The following is a 21,332-nucleotide window of genomic DNA, read 5'->3' on the forward strand; positions in this document are numbered from 1 at the left end:
TTGCAGGTGATCCACATCCCGGTATGGAATACCGGAGCGTAGATACCAAAATACAAATCTATCCATGCAAGCATTTACCGCCAGATTATGGCGGTTTTTTTTTGCCCGTTTATCGTACCGGCTGTAAAAATTGTTTGCGATATTGCGCGGGTGAAAGCGCAAATTGCTGCCGGAAATGGTGGCGCAGCGTGGCGCTTTGTCCAAATCCGGTTTGTTCCGCAATATTGTCGATGCTGAGCCGACTGTTTTCTAGATAATCTTTTGCCCGGTGCAATCGCGCAGTCAATAACCAGCGCGCGGGCGTTGTTCCGGTCGCGTCCTGGAAACGGCGCAGAAAGGTGCGCTGACTCATACCCACCCGCAGGGCCAGCGATTCGACGGTATGGGAAACGGCCAGATGCTGGTGAAGATAATCAAACAGCTGGCCGAGGCGCTGGCTCTCCCGCAACTGAGCCACCGGTCGGCTAAGCTGCTGGGTTTGCGAGCCGTCCCGATGGGGCGGGATCACCAGCCGACGCGCCACGCGGTTTGCCACTTCCATACCGTAATTCCGGCGCACCACGTGCAGGCACAGATCAATCCCCGCGGCGCTTCCGGCGGAAGTGAGAATATCGCCTTCGTCCTGGTAGAGCACATCTTCGACCACGGTAATGGCGGGATAGCGTGTTTTCAGCGCTTGCGTATAGCGCCAGTGGGTGGTCGCCTTCCGCCCGTCAAGCAGGCCTGAGGCTGCCAGAACGAAAACGCCAGAACAGATCGAGAGTAGCTGGCAGCCGCGGGCATGCGCCGCGCGGAGCGCCTGGCAGAGCGCTTCCGGTACGGGTTCGTCCAGCCCTCGCCAGCCGGGAACGACAACCAGATCCGCCGTCTCCAGCAGACCCAGATCGCCATCGGCCAGAATACGGATCCCGCCCGTTGCCCGGAGTTCGCCATCATCCACGCTCGCCACGGCAAACTGATACCAGTCATCGCCCATCTCCGGGCGCGGCAAGCCAAAGATTTCTACCGCCACGCCAAACTCAAAGGTACATAAACCGTCATATGCCAGCACGATCGCGCGCGGCGAGGGATGTCTTAAGTTTGTCATCTTTTTGCTGTTTTCTGGCATAGGCGGACGCATTCATGGGCTGAATTAAGGGATAGAGTAGTGTTAACACAAACACCACAAATGAGGAAGATTCATGAGCTATGTTACTGAATTTCCGGCTGCTGAGCCGCAGGAAGCTGTGGGACATTTTCTGCGTCGTCTGAGTGTCGAGACGGACTGCGCCGATGTCCATCATGCGGTATCCAGCGGTGAGCAGGACTTTGTTCTGCTGCACGTTGTCGGAAAGCCTGAACATTTTGCCCGGCGGCATCTGCCCGGCGCGCTGCATTTACCCTGGAGCCAGATCACCGCAGAGCGGATGAAAGCGTGGCCGGAGGGCACGCTGTTTGTCGTCTATTGTGCAGGCCCGCACTGCAACGGGGCGGACAGGGCGGCCCTAAAGCTGGCGCGTCTGGGTCTGCCGGTTAAGATTATGCTCGGGGGCATGACCGGCTGGGAAGATGAGCGGTTCGCGTTTGCAGGATCTTCATCACCCGCTCTGTGAACATGAATTTATTTCAACACAGATGAAATTTTCTCGTTTGTCGGCGGCGAGCCGGTATGACATCTTTTCAGGACTTTTAGACATCCAGAAGTCTAAAGATTCAAGAGATGAATTATCACTGTGGGCAATTAACGCCGACAGACAGAGGAGATTTCCATGCAGCGACACCATGCCCCGTACCGCGCCGATGTAGTCGGCAGTTTTTTACGCCCGGATGCCATTAAACAGGCCCGTCTGCAATTTGCCAGCGGGGAAATCGATGCCGGGCAGCTTCGCGCGGTTGAGGACGAGGCCATTCGTCATGTTGTCGAGCAGCAGTGCGCCTGCGGTCTGCATGTGGTAACGGACGGTGAATTCCGCCGCGCCTGGTGGCACTTTGACTTCTTTGACGGGCTACAGGGCGTGGAGCGTTATGATTCCCAGCAGGGCATTCAGTTCAACGGGGTGCAGACTAAAGCCCATGGCGTGCGCGTAACGGGCAAACTGGGCTTCGGCGATCATCCTATGCTGGAAGATTTCCGCTACCTCAAAAGCATTAGCGGTAATGCACAGCCGAAGATGACCATTCCGAGCCCGAGCGTGCTGCACTTCCGCGGTGGCCGCAAGGATATTGATGCTACGGTCTACCCGGATCTGAAGGATTACTTTGACGATCTGGCGACCACCTGGCGCGATGCCATTCGGGCCTTTTACGATGCAGGCTGCCGCTATCTGCAGCTGGATGACACCGTCTGGGCCTATCTTTGTTCGGAGGACCAGCGCCGCCAGATCCGCGAGCGCGGTGACGATGCAGACGAACTTGCCCGGACCTATGCGCGGGTGCTGAATAAGGCGCTGGAGGGCAAACCGGACGATCTGACCGTCGGGCTGCACGTCTGCCGCGGCAACTTCCGCTCAACCTGGATTTCCGAGGGCGGCTATGAGCCGGTGGCGGAGGTGCTGTTCGGCACGGTGAACGTCGACGCGTTCTTCCTGGAGTACGACAACGACCGTAGCGGGGACTTCGCGCCACTGCGTTTTGTGCGCCCGGGTAAACAGCAGGTGGTTCTGGGGCTGATCACCACCAAACACGGTGAACTGGAGAACCCGCAAGGGGTGAAAGCGCGTCTGGAAGAGGCTGCGCGCTACGTGGCGAAAGAGCAGATTTGCCTCAGCCCGCAGTGCGGATTTGCTTCTACGGAAGAGGGTAACAGCCTGAGCGAAGCCCAGCAGTGGGATAAAGTTCGCCTGGTGACGCAAATCGCCAGCGACGTCTGGTAACGCCGTTTACAGCGCTGCATTATTACAGTGCAGCGCTGTACCATTCTGAGTCGTTTCCCGTCACTCCTCTCTTCGATCCCTTTAAAATCCTGTCTCTGCAACCTGGCACTGTTTTTGCTCTCCTGAAACTGGCGTTACTTTTTTCTGCGTCCGGCGATAACGGACGTCTTCGCACAGCTTTCTTTTCAGGAGTGAAAATATGCACCGTCGTACCTTTATTAAAGCGTTCACCTTGTCCGCCTCCGTCATCGCCATGGGAATGAGCTTTGGCATCCAGGCCGCAGAGACCATTAAAGTCGGGATTATGCACTCTCTCTCCGGCACGATGGCCATTTCAGAAACGCCCCTGAAAGATGTTGCCCTGATGACCATCGATGAAATCAATGCTAAAGGCGGCGTGCTCGGGAAAAAGCTGGAGCCGGTGGTGGTTGACCCGGCATCCAACTGGCCGCTGTTTGCCGAAAAGGCCCGCCAGCTTCTGAGCCAGGATAAGGTCGCCGTGGTGTTTGGCTGCTGGACCTCCGTATCGCGTAAATCGGTTCTGCCGGTTTTTGAGGAGCTGAACGGTTTGCTGTTCTATCCGGTGCAGTATGAAGGTGAAGAGATGTCACCTAACGTCTTCTATACCGGCGCGGCGCCTAACCAGCAGGCGATCCCGGCGGTGGAGTACCTGATGAGCGAGGACGGCGGCAGCGCGAAGCGATTCTTCCTGCTGGGTACGGACTACGTTTACCCGCGCACTACTAACAAGATCCTGCGCGCCTTCCTGCACTCGAAAGGCGTTGAAGATAAAGATATTGAAGAGGTCTACACCCCATTTGGTCATAGCGATTACCAGACCATTGTCGCCAGTATCAAAAAGTTCTCCACGGGCGGCAAAGCGGCGGTGGTCTCCACTATCAACGGTGATTCCAACGTGCCTTTCTATAAAGAACTGGCGAACCAGGGGCTGAAAGCCACGGACGTGCCGGTGGTGGCGTTCTCGGTGGGCGAGGAAGAACTGCGCGGCATTGATACCAAACCGCTGGTGGGTAACCTGGCGGCGTGGAATTACTTTGAATCCGTCGACAACCCGACCAACCAGACCTTTGTCGCGGCTTACAAAGCCTACGCGAAAGCCCATAAGCTGCCGAATGCCGATACCGTGGTCACCAACGATCCGATGGAAGCGACTTACGTTGGCCTGCATATGTGGGCGCAGGCGGTTGAAAAAGCGGGAACAACCGACGTGGACAAAGTGCGCGCGGCAATGGCGGGCCAGTCGTTCAACGCGCCGTCCGGCTTTACGCTGACCATGGACGCCACCAACCACCACCTGCATAAGCCCGTCATGATTGGTGAAATTGAAGGCAACGGCCAGTTCAACGTCGTCTGGCAAACCGAACAGCCGGTACGCGCTCAGCCGTGGAGCCCGTTTATCGCCGGGAATGACAAAAAGCCTGACCAGCCGATGAAAACCGCCAGCAACTAAGCCACCACCAGGGAGAGACGTCATGAACGCCATACGCATGATGATTGCGATTGTGTGGCTTACCGGACTGCTGCCAGGGATGGCGCAGGCATCGGATGCCGATGATTTCGTTGCCGCTAGCCGCAGCCAGCAAACCGCCATGCTGACCCGCTGGGCAGCCACGCCGGAACCTGCACGTTTGCCGCTGCTTAAGGCGCTGCAACAGGAGAACCTTTATACCGACAGCCAGAAGAAGGCATTTACCCGCATCGACGGCGAAATGGTTGCCCTGGGCGCGGCAAAAAGCGCTGAAGGCACGACCAAAGCCGTGCGGCTGACCAACCGACTGCGCGTGTTAACCGTCACGGCGCTGGCGACGCATCAGCTTGTCAGTGACAGTGTCACCGAAAGGCGTCATGCCGCGCGGCAACTTCAGCGTGACGCCCAGCCGGATATGCTCGGCTTTCTGCAACAGCGGGCCAGTAGCGAAACGGACGACGTCACCCGACAGTCGCTGATGCTGGCGCTGGCAAACCTCCAGCTGACGAGCCCACAGGCTGAAGTACGGCTCAAGGCTGTTGAGCTGTTGGTACAGTCTGACGATCCGGACGTGCAGGCCACGCTGACGCCGTTCACCCGGACACAAACCGAGCCGGACGCACGGGTACGTGCCGCCGCCGCTGAGAGCCTGGAGCGTATTCAGCACCGGCTGATGTGGGGCGAACTGCTGGGGCAGGCCTTCATGGGCCTGTCGTTGGGGTCGGTACTCTTGCTGGCCGCGCTCGGGCTGGCTATCACCTATGGTCTGCTGGGGGTGATTAACATGGCTCACGGTGAAATGCTGATGCTCGGGGCGTATGCCACCTGGATGGTGCAGCAGGTAATGGCGCAGTGGATGCCTCAGTGGCTGGCGCTTTATCCGGTGGTGGCGCTGCCGGTGGCGTTTTGCCTGACCGCAGGCATCGGGATGGTGCTGGAGCGCACGGTGATCCGCCATCTTTATGGCCGCCCGCTGGAAACCCTGCTCGCCACCTGGGGGATCAGCCTGATGCTTATCCAACTGGTGCGAATGACCTTTGGCGCCCAGAATCTTGAGGTCGCTAACCCGGCCTGGCTGTCCGGCGGGGTGCAGGTTTTCGCCAACCTGACGCTGCCCTGGAACCGTATTGTGGTGCTCGGCTTTGTACTGCTGGTGCTGTTCTTCACCTGGCTCATTCTGAACAAAACGCGTCTGGGTCTCAACGTGCGGGCGGTGACGCAAAACCGCAGCATGGCGGCCTGCTGCGGCGTTCCCACCGGACGGGTAGATATGCTGGCGTTTGGCCTTGGGTCCGGCATTGCCGGGTTGGGCGGCGTGGCGTTGTCCCAGCTGGGGAACGTGGGGCCGGAGCTGGGCCAGGGATACATCATCGATTCATTCCTGGTGGTGGTGCTCGGCGGCGTCGGCCAGCTGGCCGGTAGCGTCGCGGCGGCCTTTGGTCTGGGGATCTTCAATAAAATTCTTGAACCGCAGATGGGCGCCGTGCTGGGCAAGATCCTGATTCTGGTGGCGATCATTCTGTTTATCCAGAAACGTCCGCAGGGGTTATTCGCACTTAAAGGGAGGGTGACAGACTGATGAGCCAGCCATTGACCTTAACACTGGCGCGCAGGGCACCGCGCACCGCGCAAATCTTCGGCAGTCTGCTGGTTGCGGCGCTGCTGGTGCTGCCTTTTCTCGCGCTGTTACCCGCAACGCATCCGCTGGCCGTTTCGACGTGGATGTTGACGCTTATCGGCAAGATCCTCTGCTACGCGGTTGTCGCCGTGGCCCTCGATCTGGTCTGGGGCTATGCCGGTATGCTCTCGCTGGGGCACGGCATATTCTTCGCCCTTGGCGGCTATGCGATGGGCATGTACCTGATGCGCCAGGCGGCCGGGGACGGGCTGCCCGCGTTTATGTCGTTTCTCTCGTGGAGCGAACTACCCTGGTTCTGGTGGGGAACGCAGCATTTCGCCTGGGCTCTGGTGTTAATCGTGACGATCCCCGGCCTGCTGGCGCTGGTCTTCGGCTGGTTTGCTTTCCGCTCGAAGATCAAAGGGGTCTATTTTTCCATCATGACCCAGGCGCTGACCTATGCGGGCATGCTGCTGTTCTTTCGCAACGAAACCGGCTTTGGCGGCAATAACGGCTTTACCGGCTTTACCACGCTGCTCGGGTTTTCCGTCACGGCGACCACCACGCGGATCGCGCTGTTTCTCGCAACGGTCATGCTGCTGCTTCTGGCCCTGGGCACAGGCTACGCGCTGGCGAAGAGTAAATTTGGCCGCATTTTAACGGCGGTGCGCGATGCTGAAAACCGTCTGACGTTCTGCGGCTACGATCCGCGCGGCTTCAAGCTGCTGGTCTGGACGCTTTCCGCCGTACTGTGTGGTCTGGCGGGGGCGCTGTACGTTCCGCAGGTGGGTATTATCAACCCGGGTGAAATGTCGCCGACCAACTCGATTGAAGCGGCCATCTGGGTGGCGCTGGGTGGGCGCGGCACCCTGGTAGGCCCGGTGATTGGTGCGGCGCTGGTCAATGGTGCGAAGAGCTTTTTCACCGTGGCGATGCCGGAGTACTGGCAACTGTTTCTTGGGCTGATTTTCATCGCCGTGACGCTCTTTTTACCGCGCGGCGTGTTCGGTCTGTTTCGTAAGGGAGATAATTAATGCAGCCCTCTGAAGGACTCTTTACCCGCCAGCTACCGGGCGATCGTTACCGTGAGCAGACCGATCCGGTGTTACAGCTTGAGGCCATTAACGTCAGTTTCGATGGTTTTCAGGCGTTGACCGATCTCTCACTTAATATCGGCATTGGAGAATTGCGCTGCATCATTGGCCCTAACGGCGCCGGTAAAACTACGCTGATGGACGTGATCACCGGCAAAACCCGGCCAAAAAGCGGGAAGGCTATTTACGATCAGTCCATCGATCTGACAGCCCTTGAACCGGCGGCCATTGCCCGTCAGGGCATTGGCCGTAAGTTCCAGAAGCCGACCGTGTTTGAAGCGCTGACCGTAGGGGAAAACCTCGAAATCGCCATGAAAGCCGACAGGTCCGTCTGGTCGAGCCTGCGGGCAACACTCAGCGGCGAGCAGCGCGACCGCATTGACGAGATGTTGGTTTTGCTACGGCTTGGCAGCGAGCGCGATCGCCGCGCCGGGCTGCTTTCCCACGGGCAGAAGCAGTTTCTGGAGATCGGCATGCTGCTGGTGCAGGATCCGCATCTGTTGCTGCTGGACGAACCCGCCGCCGGTATGACCGACGCAGAGACGGAATACACAGCCGAGCTTTTCCGAACTCTGGCAGGCAAGCATTCGCTGATGGTGGTTGAGCACGATATGGGCTTCGTCGAGACCATCGCCGACCACGTCACGGTGCTGCATCAGGGGCGCGTACTGGCAGAAGGCTCGCTTCGCGAGGTACAGGCCAATGAGCAGGTGATTGACGTCTATCTGGGACGCTAAGGAGAGGGGATGTTACAGGTTAACGAGCTGAATCAGTACTACGGCGGAAGTCATATTCTGCGCGGGGTGAGCTTTGAGGCGGTGGTCGGGGAAGTTACCTGCCTGCTGGGGCGCAACGGGGTGGGGAAAACCACACTGCTGAGGTGCCTGATGGGGCTGATCCCGGTGAAAGCCGGGGAGGTGGTCTGGCAGGGAAAGACCATCACTCACAGTAAACCGCACCAGCGGGTGCAGTCCGGCGTGGCGTATGTTCCGCAGGGGCGGGAGATTTTTCCGCGTCTGACCGTAGAAGAAAACCTGCTGATGGGACTGTCGCGCTTCTCCGCGGGAAACGCAAGGAGCGTGCCGGAGGAGATTTGGCAGCTTTTCCCGGTGCTGAAGGAGATGAAACACCGTCGCGGAGGCGATCTTTCCGGTGGTCAGCAGCAGCAGCTGGCGATTGGTCGCGCGCTGGCGAGCCGTCCACGGTTACTGATCCTGGATGAACCCACGGAAGGTATACAGCCGTCGGTGATTAAAGAGATTGGGCAGGTGATCCGCAGCCTGGCGAACCGGGGGGATATGGCGATCCTGCTGGTGGAGCAGTTTTATGATTTTGCGGCGGAGCTGGCCGACAGCTATCTGGTGATGTCGCGCGGCAGCATCGTCCAGCAGGGGCGCGGTGAGAACATGGAGCAGGAGGGGGTTCGCGGACTGGTTGCGATCTGAAATGTTATACTATAACATCCTCATTCTTATAACACGGAATGAGGGTTTTGCTGTGGCTGCACAACTTGGAAAAATTGCGCTGACTCTTGGAACGCTGCTGGTAAGCGGCTCGCTTTTTGCCCATTCGCACGGTCATCAGATGACGGAGGCGGAACAGAAGGCGGCAAACGGCGTCTTTGAGGATAAAGACGTCAGGGACAGGACGCTGTCTGACTGGGACGGGACCTGGCAGTCCGTTTACCCGTTCCTGCTTGATGGTTCGCTGGATCCGGTTTTCGAAAAGAAAGCGCAGAAGGGGGAAAAATCCACTGCCGAGGTGAAAGCCTACTACCGTAAGGGCTACGCGACGGACGTGGACGCCATCGGCATTGAAAACAACGTGATGGAATTCCACAGAGGCAAAACGGTGAGCAGCTGCCGCTACGACTACAGCGGCTATAAAATTCTGACCTATGCGTCGGGGAAAAAAGGCGTGCGCTACCTGTTTGAATGTAAGGATAAGGCAAGCCAGGCGCCTAAGTTTGTGCAGTTCAGCAATCATACCATCGGGCCGAAAGCCTCTTCACACTTCCATATCTTTATGGGCAACACCTCCCACGAGGCGCTGCTGAAAGAGATGGATAACTGGCCGACCTACTACCCGAACGAGATGTACAAAGAGCAGGTGGTGCAGGAGATGTTGCACCACTAGGCAGTTGGATTTGCCGGGTGGGGGCTTAGCCTTACCCGGCGTGGGATTAGGGTTTTCCAGGTCGGGTAAGCGCAGCGCCACCCGACACGCTATCTTCACTTTTCACGCGCATCCCGCGCAAAACCATCAGCCACGCCGCAATGATGGCGGCCATCATAATAATAAATAACGACCAGTGCGGCAGATGGGTCAGGATGAGCCCGGTGATCATCGGGTTCGCCGCCGCGCCCAGCCAGCCCAGCGCCTGGGCGGAGAAGTAGCTCGCCTTCATGCCCGGCGGGGCGATATTGTCGATCAGCATGTATTCACCCGGGGCATAAATAATTTCACCCAGGGTGAAAATCGCCGCCGCAATCCCCCAGTAAAGCAGGTTCTCGCCGGAAAGCATAAACCCGCCCAGCCCGAGGATGAAAAAGAGCGTCGCGGCAGTCATTAGCGGGCGGATGTTGCTGGCGGAGATCTTGCGGCCAAGCGCGTATTGCAGGGTGACCACCACCACTGCGTTGACGGGCAACACAACGGCCACCACCTTTTCTGCGAAATCGCTGTCCGCATACGCGGCGAGGACGTACTGGGAAATGCAGCTGGCGAACGATCCGCCCACGTAGGACGCCAGCAGGCCGGAGAGCGTGTACCAGAACAGCGCCCGGTCCTTCAGCAGCACCGAGGGCTGCCACGGCGCTTTTTCCTCCACGCTGTCAGACGCTACGCTTTTCTGCACAAAGAAATGGATAAACCCGAGCGGCAGTGCGGCGCAGAAGGCCGCCAGCCAGAACGGCAGTTGCAGGCTGTACATCACCAGTAGAGTGCCAACCGGCGGCCCAATCGTCCAGCCGATGTTCAGGAAACTGTAGTTGAGTGAGAAAACGCGCGCCTTTTCGCTGGAGGTCAGCACGTCGGCAAACCACGCTTTCAGCACCGTTGAGAAGACGGAATAGGCGCAGTTAATCAGGGCAAAGAACAACACCACCAGCGTCACGTTATTCACCAGCGGAATGGCCACAAACCCGGCGATAAAGGCCACGATGGCGACCAGCATATAGCGTTTTTTGTCGAACTTGTCCGCCAGGATGCCAAACCCCAGGCTAAACACCACGCCAATGGTCAACGCCACGGTAAGGGCATAGCCAATATTCTCCACGCTCATATCGTACACGCGTGTGAGATATATGGTCATAAAGGGCAGCGTTGCCCCGCGGCCAATTGTTAATAACAATGACGATGCCAGCAGCGCTGCGGTTGAGCGCCTGATTGATGGTTTCATTTTCCTGCCCGACAAATGCTTATGCTTTTTTTGTTGTGTTATTACAGGATTATCATGGGATCGGCAGCTTGTATAGCACCCAATTTATCCGCAAGTGCTTCTCCTCAGTACCAGAATTAATGATCTTCTCGCGGGGGTATTTTTTCTGTTACCTTGAAGTGTTTACAAAAATTTAATAATTCAGGGGCGGAAAATGACGCGGAAAGACGGGCTGTTAGCGTTACTGGTTGTCGTGGTGTGGGGACTCAATTTTGTGGTCATCAAAATGGGGTTGCACAACATGCCTCCACTCATGCTGGCGGGTCTGCGCTTCCTGCTGGTGGCCTTCCCGGCGCTGCTTTTCGTTGCCCGCCCAAAGATTCCCCTGAAGCTTCTGCTGGGCTACGGCCTCACCATCAGCTTTGGTCAGTTTGCGTTTCTTTTTTGCGCTATCAAATTCGGTATGCCTGCGGGTCTGGCTTCGCTGGTGCTTCAGGTGCAGGCTTTCTTTACCATTATTCTCGGCGCGTTTGTCTTTGGCGAACGTTTGCAGGGCAAACAGCTGGCGGGCATTAGCCTTGCGGTCTTTGGCGTGCTGGTGCTGATAGAAGGCAGCCTCAACGGTCAGCATGTCGCGCTGCTGGGCTTTATGCTCACCCTGGCGGCGGGGCTGAGCTGGGCGTGCGGCAACATCTTTAACAAGCTGATAATGCAGCATGAGTCGCGTCCTGGGATCATGTCGCTGGTGGTCTGGAGCGCGTTGATCCCCATTGTGCCGTTTATGGCCGCGTCGTTTATTCTGGATGGACCGCAGGTGATGCTGAAAAGCCTGGTGGAGATCGACCTGACGACCATTTTGTCGCTGATCTACCTGGCATTAGTCGCCTCAATCATTGGCTACGGCATCTGGGGATCGCTGCTCGGACGCTATGAAACCTGGCGCGTGGCGCCGTTATCGCTGCTGGTACCGGTGGTCGGGCTTGCCAGCGCCGCCCTGTTGCTGGATGAAACGCTCAGCGCGCTGCAACTGTGTGGCGCAGGGCTGATTATGGCCGGGCTGTATATCAACGTCTTTGGCTTGCGGGTGCGTCGGGCGACGCGGGTGCGGAGTTAAGGCAGAAAAAAGCCCCGCATTAGCGGGGCAAAAACGAATTACAGGTCGTGATTATAATACGGCACGCCTAATTCGTCGGATTTGTCGCTGCCAGCGCCCATGTGATTGAAGTCCCAGGGCGACTGGTTTTGCGTGGACGGCATAATCATGGTGTCACGATTATTTTGCTGCCCCGCACTGGGGGTTTGCTCCGCGAAGCTCTGGCCGGAAACCAGCACCAGCAAGGTGAGGGCGGCGGAGACGATAAATTTCATGATTTCCTCGGTTACGTCTTAACAGGCGATGATTAATTGCAATGTTTTAGCGGATACAGATAACGGGATTCACCCGGCATACTGGTAATACGGTACTTATGAGGCGGCACGTCAAAGTAGTTCTTGAACGTACGCGTCAGGGTTTGTTGCGATTCAAATCCGTAACGTTCCGCCAGATAGAGGATCGGCTCATTGCTTTCTTTCAGTTTTTGGGCAATCTCCGTCAGCTTGCGGCTGCGAATATATTGTCCTAATGAATGGCCGGTCTCTTTTTTAAACATCCGTTGCAGGTGCCATTTTGAGTAACCTGAACGCTCAGACACCTTCTCAAGGGAAAGTGGAGATTCCAGGTTATCTTCGATCCAGTCCAAAATGCTATGAATGGTGATAGCGTCAGTATTGCGTCTGGACATCGTCATACCTCTTTTTCTGTTTACGGCAGGATTTTCTTGAGTAAAAGCTCAAGCGTTGCCACTTCATCTGCCGTTAAGTTTTTTGTCAGTTCCTGGTTCAGTGTTTGTCCTACTAATTGATGACATTGCTCACACATGGCCGCGCCATCGCTGGTCAGTTTCACCAGTACGCCACGTTTGTCATTCGGGTTAGGGCTTCGTTCTATCCATCCTTTGCAGACGAGACGATCCAGCATGCGGGTCAACGCACCCAGATCGACAGAGAGCACCTTTTTCAGCTCAACCGGCGTGATACACACTTCGCAGCGAATGGAACACAGCACTTTGAACTGTGTTGCGGTGATATCCAGCGGTGACAGGTAGTCATTGAGCAGGCGATCTTTTTTCTGGTTAACCATATGAATAAGACGACCCAGTGGGATTATGTCGTTAAAGAGGTCACTGGTGCTTTTCACAATGGTTGCCCTGGCAAGTAGTTTAGTCACGGCAGATATTATTGCTCAGGCAAGTATAAGTCAACTGAATGGATCAGCCGATGCCACGAAATGCTAAAACGCTTCAGGAACTTTTTCTGTACGCTTTTAAATCATATAGATAATTTGGGATTATTAGTTACGCGAGACAATTATGGTTACGTTGCGCGGATAGCTCAGGACGAGACTTTCCCCCTATAATTGCGGTAATGAATAAGGATAAGGACTGCGGTGCATTATGTTGGATTTGATTAAAGCAGTGGGGCTTGGGCTGGTGGTGTTGCTTCCGCTGGCGAACCCGTTAACGACCGTGGCGCTCTTTCTGGGGCTGGCGGGTAACATGAACAGCGCGGAGCGCAACCAGCAGTCGAGGATGGCCTCCGTCTACGTCTTCGCGATTATGATGGTGGCTTATTATGCCGGACAACTGGTGATGAATACTTTTGGTATTTCGATTCCCGGTCTGCGTATCGCCGGTGGGCTGATTGTGGCGTTTATTGGTTTCCGGATGCTGTTCCCGGCGCATAAAGCGCATGAATCTCCGGAAGCCAAAAGCAAATCGGAGGAGCTTGAAAGCGAACCGAGCGCCAATATCGCGTTTGTGCCGTTAGCCATGCCGAGCACGGCGGGGCCGGGAACGATTGCGATGATCATCAGTTCCGCCTCAACGGTGCGTGATGGTGTTACTTTTCCGCACTGGGTTATTACCGTTGCGCCGCCGATCATTTTTGCGCTTATCGCCATTATCGTCTGGGGGTCATTGCGCAGCTCCGGGGCGATTATGCGCTGGGTGGGCAAGGGGGGGATTGAAGCTATCTCCCGTCTGATGGGCTTCCTGCTGGTCTGTATGGGCGTGCAGTTTATTATTAACGGCGTGCTGGAGATCATTAAGACGTATCACTGAGGACATTGCCGGGTGGCGCTGCGCTTACCCGGCCTACAAGTCCGTAATAACCTGGGCCGGGTAGGCCGAAGCCGCCACCCGGCACAACTAACGTCAACCGTGGCTGGTCTGTTCTTCCATCGCGACCGGCCATTTACGGAAGATAAGCACCGACCAGATCAGCGCAATCAGCGCGGGAATCGCCCCGAGATAGCCAATGGCCGACATCGATACATGCAGGCTGATCTGATTTCCCACCAGCGCACCGGCCCCAATTCCCAGATTGAAAATTCCCGAGAACAGCGACATTGCCACGTCCGTGGCGTCCGGGGCCAGGGCCAGCACTTTGACCTGCATTCCCAGACCAATAATCATGATCGCCACGCCCCAGAACAGACTGAGGATCGCCAGATGACTCTCGCTGCCTGCCGCAGGCATCAATAACAGCAGGCACGCCAGCAGCAGGCCAATCGCACTGCTTACAAGCGCAGACGCGTGCTTATTGCCCAGCTTCCCGAACAGGATGCTGCCGATAATCCCCGCGCCGCCCAGGATCAGCAGCAGAACGGTGGCGAAGTTAGCGCTAAAGCCCGCCACAACCTGAACAAACGGCTCAATATAGCTGTAGGCCGTGTAATGGGCGGTCACCACAATCACGGTCAGCAGATAGATGCTCATCAGCGCCGGTCGACGCATCAGCAGCGGCAGACTTTTCAGCGAGCCGGAGTGTTCGCTAGGCAGTTTTGGCAGCAGTTTGATCAGACACACCAGGGTGATCAGCGCCCCCATGCCGATGGCAAAGAAGGTGGTGCGCCAGCCGAAGTATTGACCCACAATGCGCCCGATCGGCAGGCCTAACACCATCGCCAGCGCCGTTCCGGTGGCAATCAGGCTCAACGCCTGGGCGCGTTTCCCCGCCGGGGCGAGACGAATGGCGAGCGATGCGGTGATCGACCAGAAAACGGCATGGGCAAACGCGATGCCGACGCGGCTGATCACCAGCACCGTAAAGTTCCATGCCATAAATGACAGCACATGGCTGGCTATGAACACCACAAACAGCCCAATCAGCAGCTTACGACGTTCCATCTGGCTGGTCAGCAGCATAAACGGCAGCGACATCAGCGCTACCACCCATGCATAGATGGTCAGCATAATGCCAACCTGTGCCGTTTCCATATGGAAGCTGGCTGCAATGTCGGACAGCAGCCCAACCGGAACAAATTCCGTGGTGTTGAAAATAAACGCTGCGATGGCGAGCGTGACCACGCGTAGCCACGCGACCCTGCGGGAAACCGTGTGTGTTGTCATAGGGATATCTGGGATTCGTTGCCTGAAAGATGAGGAGACGATCTTAAAGCCTTAAACGGCGAAAACTCAACCGTTATGTGATGTGAATCACAAAATTTACCTTCATGCAGCGGTAGCGAACGCGGTTGTTTTCATTGAAGATAAAGAACAACACAACAAAAACAGGCGGTAACACGATGCAGGAGATTGATTTTTATCTGGTAGATGCGTTCAGCGAGTCCTCCTTTGGCGGCAACCCGGCGGCGGTGTGCCCGCTCGACGCGTGGCTGCCGGATGAGACGTTACTGCGGATGGCACAACAGCATAACCAGTCGGAAACCGCGTTTTTTGTGTGCACCAAAGGGGGGATTGAGCTGCGCTGGTTCACCACGCTCACCGAGGTTAATCTGTGTGGTCACGCGACGCTTGCCGCGGCGTATGTTCTGTTTAACGAACTGGATTATCCGGACTCACGCCTTCATTTTGACACCGCTTCTGGTCGCCTGACCGTCAGCCGTGAAGGTGACTGGATGACGCTGGACTTCCCGGCCTGCCCGACGCAGGCACAGACGCCGCCACCGGAGATGCTCACCGCACTCGGTATCAGCCACTACGTCGAGGCGCGAAAAGGCCGCGCCTGGGTGCTGGTACTGGAGAGCCGCGAGCAAGTGGAAGCCATTAATCCGGATTTCTCCGCCATGACGCCGGGGGAACATAAAGTGGCCGTCACCGCCCGGGACGAGGGGGAATACGACTTTGTCAGTCGTTTCTTCTCGCCGGGCGTGGCCGTGCCGGAAGATCCTGTCACCGGCTCCGCGCACACCATGCTGATCCCTTATTGGAGTGAACAGCTTGGCAAAACACAGATGTTTGCCCGTCAGGTTTCTGCCCGTGGTGGCGACGTACGCTGCGAACTGAAAGGCGACCGCGTGCGGATGGGCGGGCAGGCGGCGCTGTATCTGAAGGGCACAGTATTTCTGCGCTGAATAAATCTAAGAGGAACCAACGATGCAGGAAATTGATTTTTATCTGGTGGATGCCTTCAGCGACAGGGCGTTCGGCGGCAATGCGGCGGCGGTGTGTCCGCTGGAGGCGTGGCTGCCGGATGAGACGCTGCTGAAGATGGCGAAGCAGCATAATCAGTCAGAGACGGCGTTCTTTGTCCGAACGGATAACGGGTTTGAACTGCGCTGGTTTACCACGCAGGATGAAATTAACCTCTGCGGCCACGCAACCCTCGCGGCTTCTCACGTTATTTTCGAATACCTGGATTATCCACATACGGAAATCACCTTCACCACGCGCTTTGTCGGCGAACTGACGGTACAACGCAGCGGCGACTGGCTGACGCTTAATTTCCCGGCGTGGTCAACCGAGGTTGTCGATACTCCACCCCCAGTGCTGTTCAGCGCGCTGGGCATTAACGCGGCAAAAGAGGTGCGTGCAGGGCGCGATTACATGGTGGTGCTCGACAGCCAGCGGCAGGTGGAGGCGCTGACGCCGGATATCACAGCCATGCTCCCGCTGGGGAAAATGGTCTGCGTTACGGCGCCGGGGGATGAGTATGATTTCGTCAGCCGCTTCTTCTGCCCGGGGGAAGGGGTACCGGAGGATCCGGTGACGGGATCAGCGCACAGCATGCTGATCCCGTACTGGAGCGAAAAGCTTGGAAAAACGCAGATGTCGGCCCGCCAGGTCTCCTTGCGCGGCGGGGATCTGCGCTGCGAGCTGAAAGGCGACCGCGTGCTGATTGGCGGCCAGGCCACGCTGTATATGAAGGGGAAAATTTTCCTTCGTCTCCAGGATTACGGTCATCATTAAAAACTATGACGCCGGTATACAGGGCGGGCGGTATGTTGAACGAAAACGACAAGGAGCCTGCCATGTATTCTATTACCGCTGAATCCGCCCATCATCCAGATATTCTCGCCCTGATTACGGCGCTGGACCGTTATCAAAGCGTTCTCTATCCCGCGGAAAGTAATCATCTGCTGGATTTAACCGAACTGCCGGACGACTCGCTGATCCTGATGATTATTCGTGACACTCAGCTTAACGCTGTCGGGTGTGGCGCTGTTGTTTTGAACGGGGACGGGACCGGGGAAATGAAACGGGTCTATATTGATCCAACCCATCGCGGGCAACGGCTGGGTGATAAATTACTGGCGGCGCTGGAAGATGAAGCCCTCAGCCGCTGCTGCCACACCGTCCGGCTGGAGACGGGGATCAAACAACACGCCGCTATTCGTCTGTATCAACAGTGTGGATACGAACGGCGCCCCGCGTTTGCCCCCTACAACGAGGATCCGCTGAGCCTGTTTATGGAGAAGACACTGGTGGCTGACGTTCGTTTAGCAGCCCTATAAACGCCTCAAGCTGGCGGGTCATCGCCCCGCGTCGCCACACCAGCCAGGTGGTGAGCCAGCGCCAGTTTTCCGCCAGCGGCCACGCCGCCACCTGATGATGCCCCGGCATACTCTCCAGCATGGAGCGGGGCATCAGCGCAATGCCTGCCCCGGCAATCACGCAGGCGAGCATCCCGTGGTAGGACTCCATCTCGTGGATCCTTCCCGGCGTTACGCGGTCAGCATGAAACCAGCTCTCCAGATGACGCCGGTAGGAACAGTTGGCGCGAAAGGCATACACGTCGCTACCGCTCACCTGCGTGGCTTTTGACACTTCCGCATGGCCCGCAGGGGTGACCAGCATCATCTCTTCCCGGTAAACCGGCATTCCTTCCAGTTCGGGGTGTGAGAGCGGCCCGTCGACAAAGGCGGCGCTGAGCGTCCCCTCAAGCACACCGTCAATCATCGTACCGGAAGGCCCGGTGGACAACGCAAACTGAATGCGCGGATAGCGCTGATTAAACCGCGCCAGACTTTCCGGAATGCGTACGGCGGCGGTACTTTCCAGCGCGCCGAGCGAGAATAATCCCTGCGGTTCATCCCCGGCGACGACCATTCGCGCTTCGTCGACCAGCGCCAGGATCTGTTTGCTGTAGCGCAAAAAATTGTGCCCGGCGGGGGAAAGCCGCAGGCGCTGATTCTCGCGAATAAACAGCTCCACACCGAGATCCGCTTCAAGCTGTCGGATGCGGGTGGTGAGGTTTGACGGCACCCGGTGTACCTTCTGCGCCGCCTGGGTAATGCTGCCGGTCAGTGCGACGGCGTTAAACATCTCAAGCTGTGTTAAGTCCATACCATTCTCGATTCGTGAACAAGGTGGTGAGTATTATTCATTTTTAAGAAATAGCAGAGTGGGCCACAATCAATCAACTGTTATTACATGGAGAACTTCATGACGTATTCATCTGCAACCCATGCCCACTCTGTCAACCCGGCTACCGGCGAAACGCTGGCTGCTTACCCGTGGGCAACGTCCGGTGACGTTGAGCGTGCCATTGCGCAGGCGGATACCGGTTTTCGTCAGTGGCGACGCGAAAGCGTGGCGCACCGGGCGCAAAAACTTCGCGATCTGGGTGCGGCGCTGCGTAGCCGTGCGGAAGAGATGGCGCAGACTATCTCCCGGGAGATGGGCAAGCCCATTGTGCAGGCGCGTGCGGAGGTGGCTAAGTCCGCCAGCCTTTGCGACTGGTACGCTGAATACGGCCCGGCAATGCTGCGCCCGGAATCTACCCAGGTCGACAATGCGGTGATTGAGTACCGTCCGCTGGGGCCTATTCTGGCGGTGATGCCGTGGAACTTCCCGCTCTGGCAGGTGCTGCGCGGTGCGGTGCCGATCCTGCTGGCAGGGAACAGCTATCTGCTTAAACATGCGCCAAATGTGCTCGGCTCGGCGGAGCTTATCGGGAAGGTGTTCGCGGATGCCGGTTTCCCGGAGGGGATCTTTGGCTGGGTGAACGCGACAAATGACGGCGTCAGCCAGGCGATTAACGATCGGCGTATCGCGGCGGTGACTGTAACCGGCAGCGTTCGGGCTGGTGCGGCAATTGGCGCGCAGGCGGGCGCGGCGCTGAAGAAATGCGTGCTGGAGCTGGGCGGCTCCGATCCGTTTATCGTTCTGAATGATGCCGATCTGGATCTGGCTGTCAACGCGGCCGTGGCCGGACGTTATCAGAATACCGGACAAGTTTGCGCGGCGGCGAAACGCTTTATTGTGGAAGCGGGCGTGGCGGACACCTTTACCCAACGCTTTGTTGACGCGGTCAAGGCGCTGAAAATGGGCGCACCGGATGAGGAAGATAACTATATTGGCCCGATGGCGCGATTTGATCTTCGCGATGAACTGCATCAGCAGGTACAGGCTACGCTGGCGGAAGGGGCGACCCTGCTGCTCGGCGGCGAGAAGCTTGCCGGGACCGGTAACTTTTATGCGCCAACCGTACTCGGCGACGTCACCCCACAGATGACGGCCTTCCGTCAGGAGCTGTTTGGCCCGGTGGCTGCGATTACCGTCGCCAATGATGCGTCGCACGCGTTGCAGCTGGCTAACGACAGCGACTTTGGCTTATCAGCGACGGTCTTTACCGCGAACGATGCGCTGGCTGAAACCTTCTCTCGCGAGCTGGAGTGCGGCGGAGTCTTTATCAATGGCTACAGCGCAAGCGATGCGCGCGTTGCGTTTGGCGGAGTGAAGAAGAGCGGCTTCGGGCGAGAGCTTTCACATTTCGGTCTGCATGAGTTCTGTAACGTTCAGACGGTCTGGAAGGATCGCGTGTAATGTTGATGCCGGGTAGGGCAAGGCCGCTACCCGGCAATTCACGTTTCCTGTCATTATTTTGCAATGGTTCTGTCATTTTCGTTTCGTAGACTCGCTCGCGTCTAACGTATTGTTACAGAAGAAAATTATGAACCTAACGCAAATTTTTCGTCGTCTTGCGCAGCGCTTTTTTCCTCGTCAGTTTGGCCTGCTGACCGGCATCTTTTGTATTATCGGCCTTTTCTCCGCCCTGCAACTTTCATCCTCCTTCCTGCTTACCGCTTCCCTGAATCAAGCCCAGCGTAACGAACAGCGCAATCAGCTGGCCTGGCAGCAACAGAGCAGACTGGATCAGGCGCGTATTTCGCTGCTTGCGGCGAGCGATCTGCTCAACCGCTCCGGGGTGTACTTTATGCAGGATAAAGAGACCGGTTCGGAAGGGAGCTGGCATAGCCTGATGGACGAGGCGCAAAAATCCCTGGCGGCGTCTCAGCAGGCATGGCAAGCCTGGCTCGCGCTTAATCCTCCGCAGGACGAGGGGCTTGTTAATAGCTATCAGCTGTTCTTCGGTGCCATTAGCGAGCAGGCGGAAGGGCTGGTGAAAACCAACAGCATCGACCTCTTTTTCGCCGTACCCGCCCAGGCGTTTCAGACCGATTTTAATGACAACTTTGCACGTTATCAGCAAGGGAGTGAGAAGCAGGCGATACAGGGGCGTCAGTCGCTCATGGAACAACTCTCAGGCCTGCAACGGCTGTTCCTGTTTGCGCCGCTGGTGCTGCTGGCTATTGCCATTGCCGTCTGGTTTGCAATGGCGAAATGGGTGATATCCCCGCTACGCCGTCTGATTGTCCATATTAACCAGCTTGCGGCAGGGGATTTGTCGGGAATACCCCCTGACGTTGTGCGTTTTAACCGTGAAATCAGCCAGCTCAGCGGCAGTATTACCGCCATGCAGCGCGGGCTCCAGCAACTGGTGACTCAGGTCAGCGAGGCCACTACCTCTATGGTCGAAAATATCGGGTCACTTGCGCAGGGGAACCAGAAGCTTTATCAGCAGTCCACGCGACAGGCCAAAGAGCTGGAGGAGGTGACCGCGCATATCGCCGATCTCGAAACCCACGTTGAGGGGAACACGGGTTATGCAAAACTCGCCCGCTCGCGCGCGGATGAAGCCCGACAGGCTGCCGTCGGCGGGGAGCAAATGATGACAGCGGTAAATGGCTCAATGCAGACGATCGTCGACCGATCCTCAGAGATGCGTGGGATTGTCGCCATGATCGACAGCGTGGCGTTTCAGACCAATATTCTGGCCCTCAACGCTGCCATTGAAGCCGCCCATGCGGGAGAACAGGGGCGCGGGTTCGCGGTGGTCGCCCGTGAAGTGGGGCTGCTGGCCAGAAAAAGCAGTCACTCTACGCAAACCATCCAGTCGCTAATTAACCACTCGCTACAGGGCATTGAAGAAGGTTCTCAGGTGGTAAACCGTCTGGAAGAAAATCTCCAGCAGGTCACCGGGCTGGTGGCCAATCTGAGTAGCCTGCTCAATGATATTTCGCTGGCCACTCTAAATCAGGGGGAAAGCATTCATCAGATGACGCGCCAACTTCAGGCGCTGAATCAGGTATCGCGTCAGACAGATGTGCTGGTTAGCGAAGCGTCGAATGCCTCTGAGCGCCTGCATCGGGAGTCAGATCTTTTGTTGCAGGCCGTCTCGCGTTTTCGTCTCCCTGCCTGACGTGACGTATAAGCCTCTGTTATACTCGCAGCCCGTTTTAGCCTGAGGGCAAGGAGCAAAGTGTGGCTGCGGTCAT

General features: G+C 57.1%; 22 protein-coding genes. 15 read left to right on the top strand and 7 right to left on the bottom strand.

All coding sequences use genetic code 11. The annotated features are described in order from the left end of the window. Nucleotides 1-109: 109 nt before the first annotated feature. Complete coding sequence (ftrA, locus tag HWQ15_RS19330) at nucleotides 110-1,108, bottom strand: transcriptional regulator FtrA (protein WP_022648093.1); 999 nt, start codon at nucleotides 1,106-1,108, stop codon at nucleotides 110-112. 73 nt (nucleotides 1,109-1,181) lie between these two features. Here ftrA and HWQ15_RS19335 point away from each other — a divergent pair, with 73 nt between their 5' ends. The 8 genes from HWQ15_RS19335 (at nucleotide 1,182) to zinT (ending at nucleotide 9,189) form a co-directional block, all read left to right on the top strand. Next, complete coding sequence (locus HWQ15_RS19335; protein ID WP_023300088.1) at nucleotides 1,182-1,592, top strand: rhodanese-like domain-containing protein; 411 nt, start codon at nucleotides 1,182-1,184, stop codon at nucleotides 1,590-1,592. A 156-nt stretch (nucleotides 1,593-1,748) separates the two neighbouring features. Next, a complete protein-coding gene (locus tag HWQ15_RS19340) occupies nucleotides 1,749-2,852 on the top strand; it encodes a cobalamin-independent methionine synthase II family protein (RefSeq protein ID WP_045622756.1) in 1,104 nt (367 codons plus the stop codon). A gap of 199 nt (nucleotides 2,853-3,051) precedes the next feature. Then, complete coding sequence (gene urtA, locus HWQ15_RS19345; RefSeq protein ID WP_063148872.1) at nucleotides 3,052-4,323, top strand: urea ABC transporter substrate-binding protein; 1,272 nt, start codon at nucleotides 3,052-3,054, stop codon at nucleotides 4,321-4,323. A gap of 22 nt (nucleotides 4,324-4,345) precedes the next feature. Beyond that, complete coding sequence (gene urtB / locus HWQ15_RS19350; protein WP_063148873.1) at nucleotides 4,346-5,920, top strand: urea ABC transporter permease subunit UrtB; 1,575 nt, start codon at nucleotides 4,346-4,348, stop codon at nucleotides 5,918-5,920. Next, a complete protein-coding gene (urtC, locus tag HWQ15_RS19355) occupies nucleotides 5,920-6,993 on the top strand; it encodes an urea ABC transporter permease subunit UrtC (RefSeq protein WP_063148874.1) in 1,074 nt (357 codons plus the stop codon). Before urtB ends, urtC begins: the two co-directional genes overlap by 1 nt. Beyond that, the gene (gene urtD, locus HWQ15_RS19360) at nucleotides 6,993-7,790 is read left to right on the top strand and encodes an urea ABC transporter ATP-binding protein UrtD (protein ID WP_063148875.1); all 798 of its coding nucleotides are present in this window, start codon (nucleotides 6,993-6,995) and stop codon (nucleotides 7,788-7,790) included. The genes urtC and urtD overlap by 1 nt, the downstream gene beginning before the upstream one ends. Nucleotides 7,791-7,799: 9 nt before the next feature. Further along, entirely contained in the window at nucleotides 7,800-8,498 is a 699-nt protein-coding gene (gene urtE / locus HWQ15_RS19365) for an urea ABC transporter ATP-binding subunit UrtE (RefSeq protein WP_023300094.1), read from the top strand. A gap of 52 nt (nucleotides 8,499-8,550) precedes the next feature. Then, the gene (gene zinT / locus HWQ15_RS19370; RefSeq protein ID WP_063215936.1) at nucleotides 8,551-9,189 is read left to right on the top strand and encodes a metal-binding protein ZinT; all 639 of its coding nucleotides are present in this window, start codon (nucleotides 8,551-8,553) and stop codon (nucleotides 9,187-9,189) included. Between the two features lie 46 nt (nucleotides 9,190-9,235). On the opposite strand, the gene ydeE is transcribed toward zinT, so the two are convergent. Next, on the bottom strand, nucleotides 9,236-10,453 hold the full coding sequence (gene ydeE / locus HWQ15_RS19375; RefSeq protein ID WP_022648102.1) for an efflux MFS transporter YdeE: 1,218 nt from the start codon (nucleotides 10,451-10,453) through the stop codon (nucleotides 9,236-9,238). A 193-nt stretch (nucleotides 10,454-10,646) separates the two neighbouring features. Between ydeE and eamA the strand changes: the two genes are divergently transcribed. Then, nucleotides 10,647-11,546, top strand: coding sequence for an O-acetylserine/cysteine exporter (eamA, locus tag HWQ15_RS19380; RefSeq protein WP_023330139.1), 900 nt, complete (start codon nucleotides 10,647-10,649; stop codon nucleotides 11,544-11,546). Between the two features lie 38 nt (nucleotides 11,547-11,584). Here eamA and marB read toward each other — a convergent pair whose 3' ends face one another. Genes marB through marR form a run of 3 tightly spaced genes read right to left on the bottom strand, consistent with a single transcriptional unit; the run spans nucleotide 11,585 to nucleotide 12,668 of the window. Then, the gene (marB, locus tag HWQ15_RS19385; protein WP_023300098.1) at nucleotides 11,585-11,800 is read right to left on the bottom strand and encodes a multiple antibiotic resistance protein MarB; all 216 of its coding nucleotides are present in this window, start codon (nucleotides 11,798-11,800) and stop codon (nucleotides 11,585-11,587) included. A 32-nt stretch (nucleotides 11,801-11,832) separates the two neighbouring features. Further along, nucleotides 11,833-12,213 carry an MDR efflux pump AcrAB transcriptional activator MarA gene (gene marA / locus HWQ15_RS19390; protein ID WP_074143534.1) on the bottom strand — a complete coding sequence of 127 codons (381 nt, stop codon included), beginning with the start codon at nucleotides 12,211-12,213 and terminating at the stop codon, nucleotides 11,833-11,835. A gap of 20 nt (nucleotides 12,214-12,233) precedes the next feature. After that, the gene (marR, locus tag HWQ15_RS19395) at nucleotides 12,234-12,668 is read right to left on the bottom strand and encodes a multiple antibiotic resistance transcriptional regulator MarR (protein WP_063148877.1); all 435 of its coding nucleotides are present in this window, start codon (nucleotides 12,666-12,668) and stop codon (nucleotides 12,234-12,236) included. A 256-nt stretch (nucleotides 12,669-12,924) separates the two neighbouring features. Here marR and HWQ15_RS19400 point away from each other — a divergent pair, with 256 nt between their 5' ends. Beyond that, nucleotides 12,925-13,590 (top strand): MarC family NAAT transporter, encoded by a 666-nt coding sequence (locus HWQ15_RS19400; protein WP_022648105.1) that lies wholly within the window; start codon nucleotides 12,925-12,927, stop codon nucleotides 13,588-13,590. Nucleotides 13,591-13,683: 93 nt separating this feature from the next. On the opposite strand, the gene HWQ15_RS19405 is transcribed toward HWQ15_RS19400, so the two are convergent. Beyond that, nucleotides 13,684-14,880 carry a sugar transporter gene (locus HWQ15_RS19405; RefSeq protein WP_022648106.1) on the bottom strand — a complete coding sequence of 399 codons (1,197 nt, stop codon included), beginning with the start codon at nucleotides 14,878-14,880 and terminating at the stop codon, nucleotides 13,684-13,686. A gap of 176 nt (nucleotides 14,881-15,056) precedes the next feature. Here HWQ15_RS19405 and HWQ15_RS19410 point away from each other — a divergent pair, with 176 nt between their 5' ends. From HWQ15_RS19410 to HWQ15_RS19420, 3 genes are all read left to right on the top strand, one after another. After that, nucleotides 15,057-15,845, top strand: a complete 789-nt coding sequence (locus tag HWQ15_RS19410; protein ID WP_022648107.1) for a PhzF family phenazine biosynthesis protein — start codon at nucleotides 15,057-15,059, stop codon at nucleotides 15,843-15,845. 22 nt (nucleotides 15,846-15,867) lie between these two features. Next, entirely contained in the window at nucleotides 15,868-16,680 is an 813-nt protein-coding gene (locus tag HWQ15_RS19415; RefSeq protein ID WP_063148878.1) for a PhzF family phenazine biosynthesis protein, read from the top strand. Nucleotides 16,681-16,742: 62 nt separating this feature from the next. After that, entirely contained in the window at nucleotides 16,743-17,225 is a 483-nt protein-coding gene (locus HWQ15_RS19420) for a GNAT family N-acetyltransferase (protein ID WP_032622224.1), read from the top strand. Here the strand turns inward: HWQ15_RS19420 and HWQ15_RS19425 are convergent. Next, complete coding sequence (locus HWQ15_RS19425; RefSeq protein ID WP_045622741.1) at nucleotides 17,179-18,057, bottom strand: LysR family transcriptional regulator; 879 nt, start codon at nucleotides 18,055-18,057, stop codon at nucleotides 17,179-17,181. The two genes, HWQ15_RS19420 and HWQ15_RS19425, sit on opposite strands and share 47 nt — an antisense overlap. A gap of 99 nt (nucleotides 18,058-18,156) precedes the next feature. Here HWQ15_RS19425 and sad point away from each other — a divergent pair, with 99 nt between their 5' ends. Both sad and HWQ15_RS19435 read left to right on the top strand, forming a co-directional pair. Continuing rightward, nucleotides 18,157-19,539 (top strand): succinate-semialdehyde dehydrogenase, encoded by a 1,383-nt coding sequence (gene sad, locus HWQ15_RS19430; protein WP_063148879.1) that lies wholly within the window; start codon nucleotides 18,157-18,159, stop codon nucleotides 19,537-19,539. 127 nt (nucleotides 19,540-19,666) lie between these two features. Then, nucleotides 19,667-21,256, top strand: coding sequence for a methyl-accepting chemotaxis protein (locus tag HWQ15_RS19435; RefSeq protein ID WP_063148880.1), 1,590 nt, complete (start codon nucleotides 19,667-19,669; stop codon nucleotides 21,254-21,256). The last annotated feature ends 76 nt before the right edge of the window (nucleotides 21,257-21,332 follow it).

Origin of the sequence: Enterobacter sp. DSM 30060, assembly GCF_013375955.1 — a bacterium.
In the GTDB taxonomy this organism is placed as follows: Bacteria; Pseudomonadota; Gammaproteobacteria; order Enterobacterales; family Enterobacteriaceae; genus Enterobacter; species Enterobacter intestinihominis.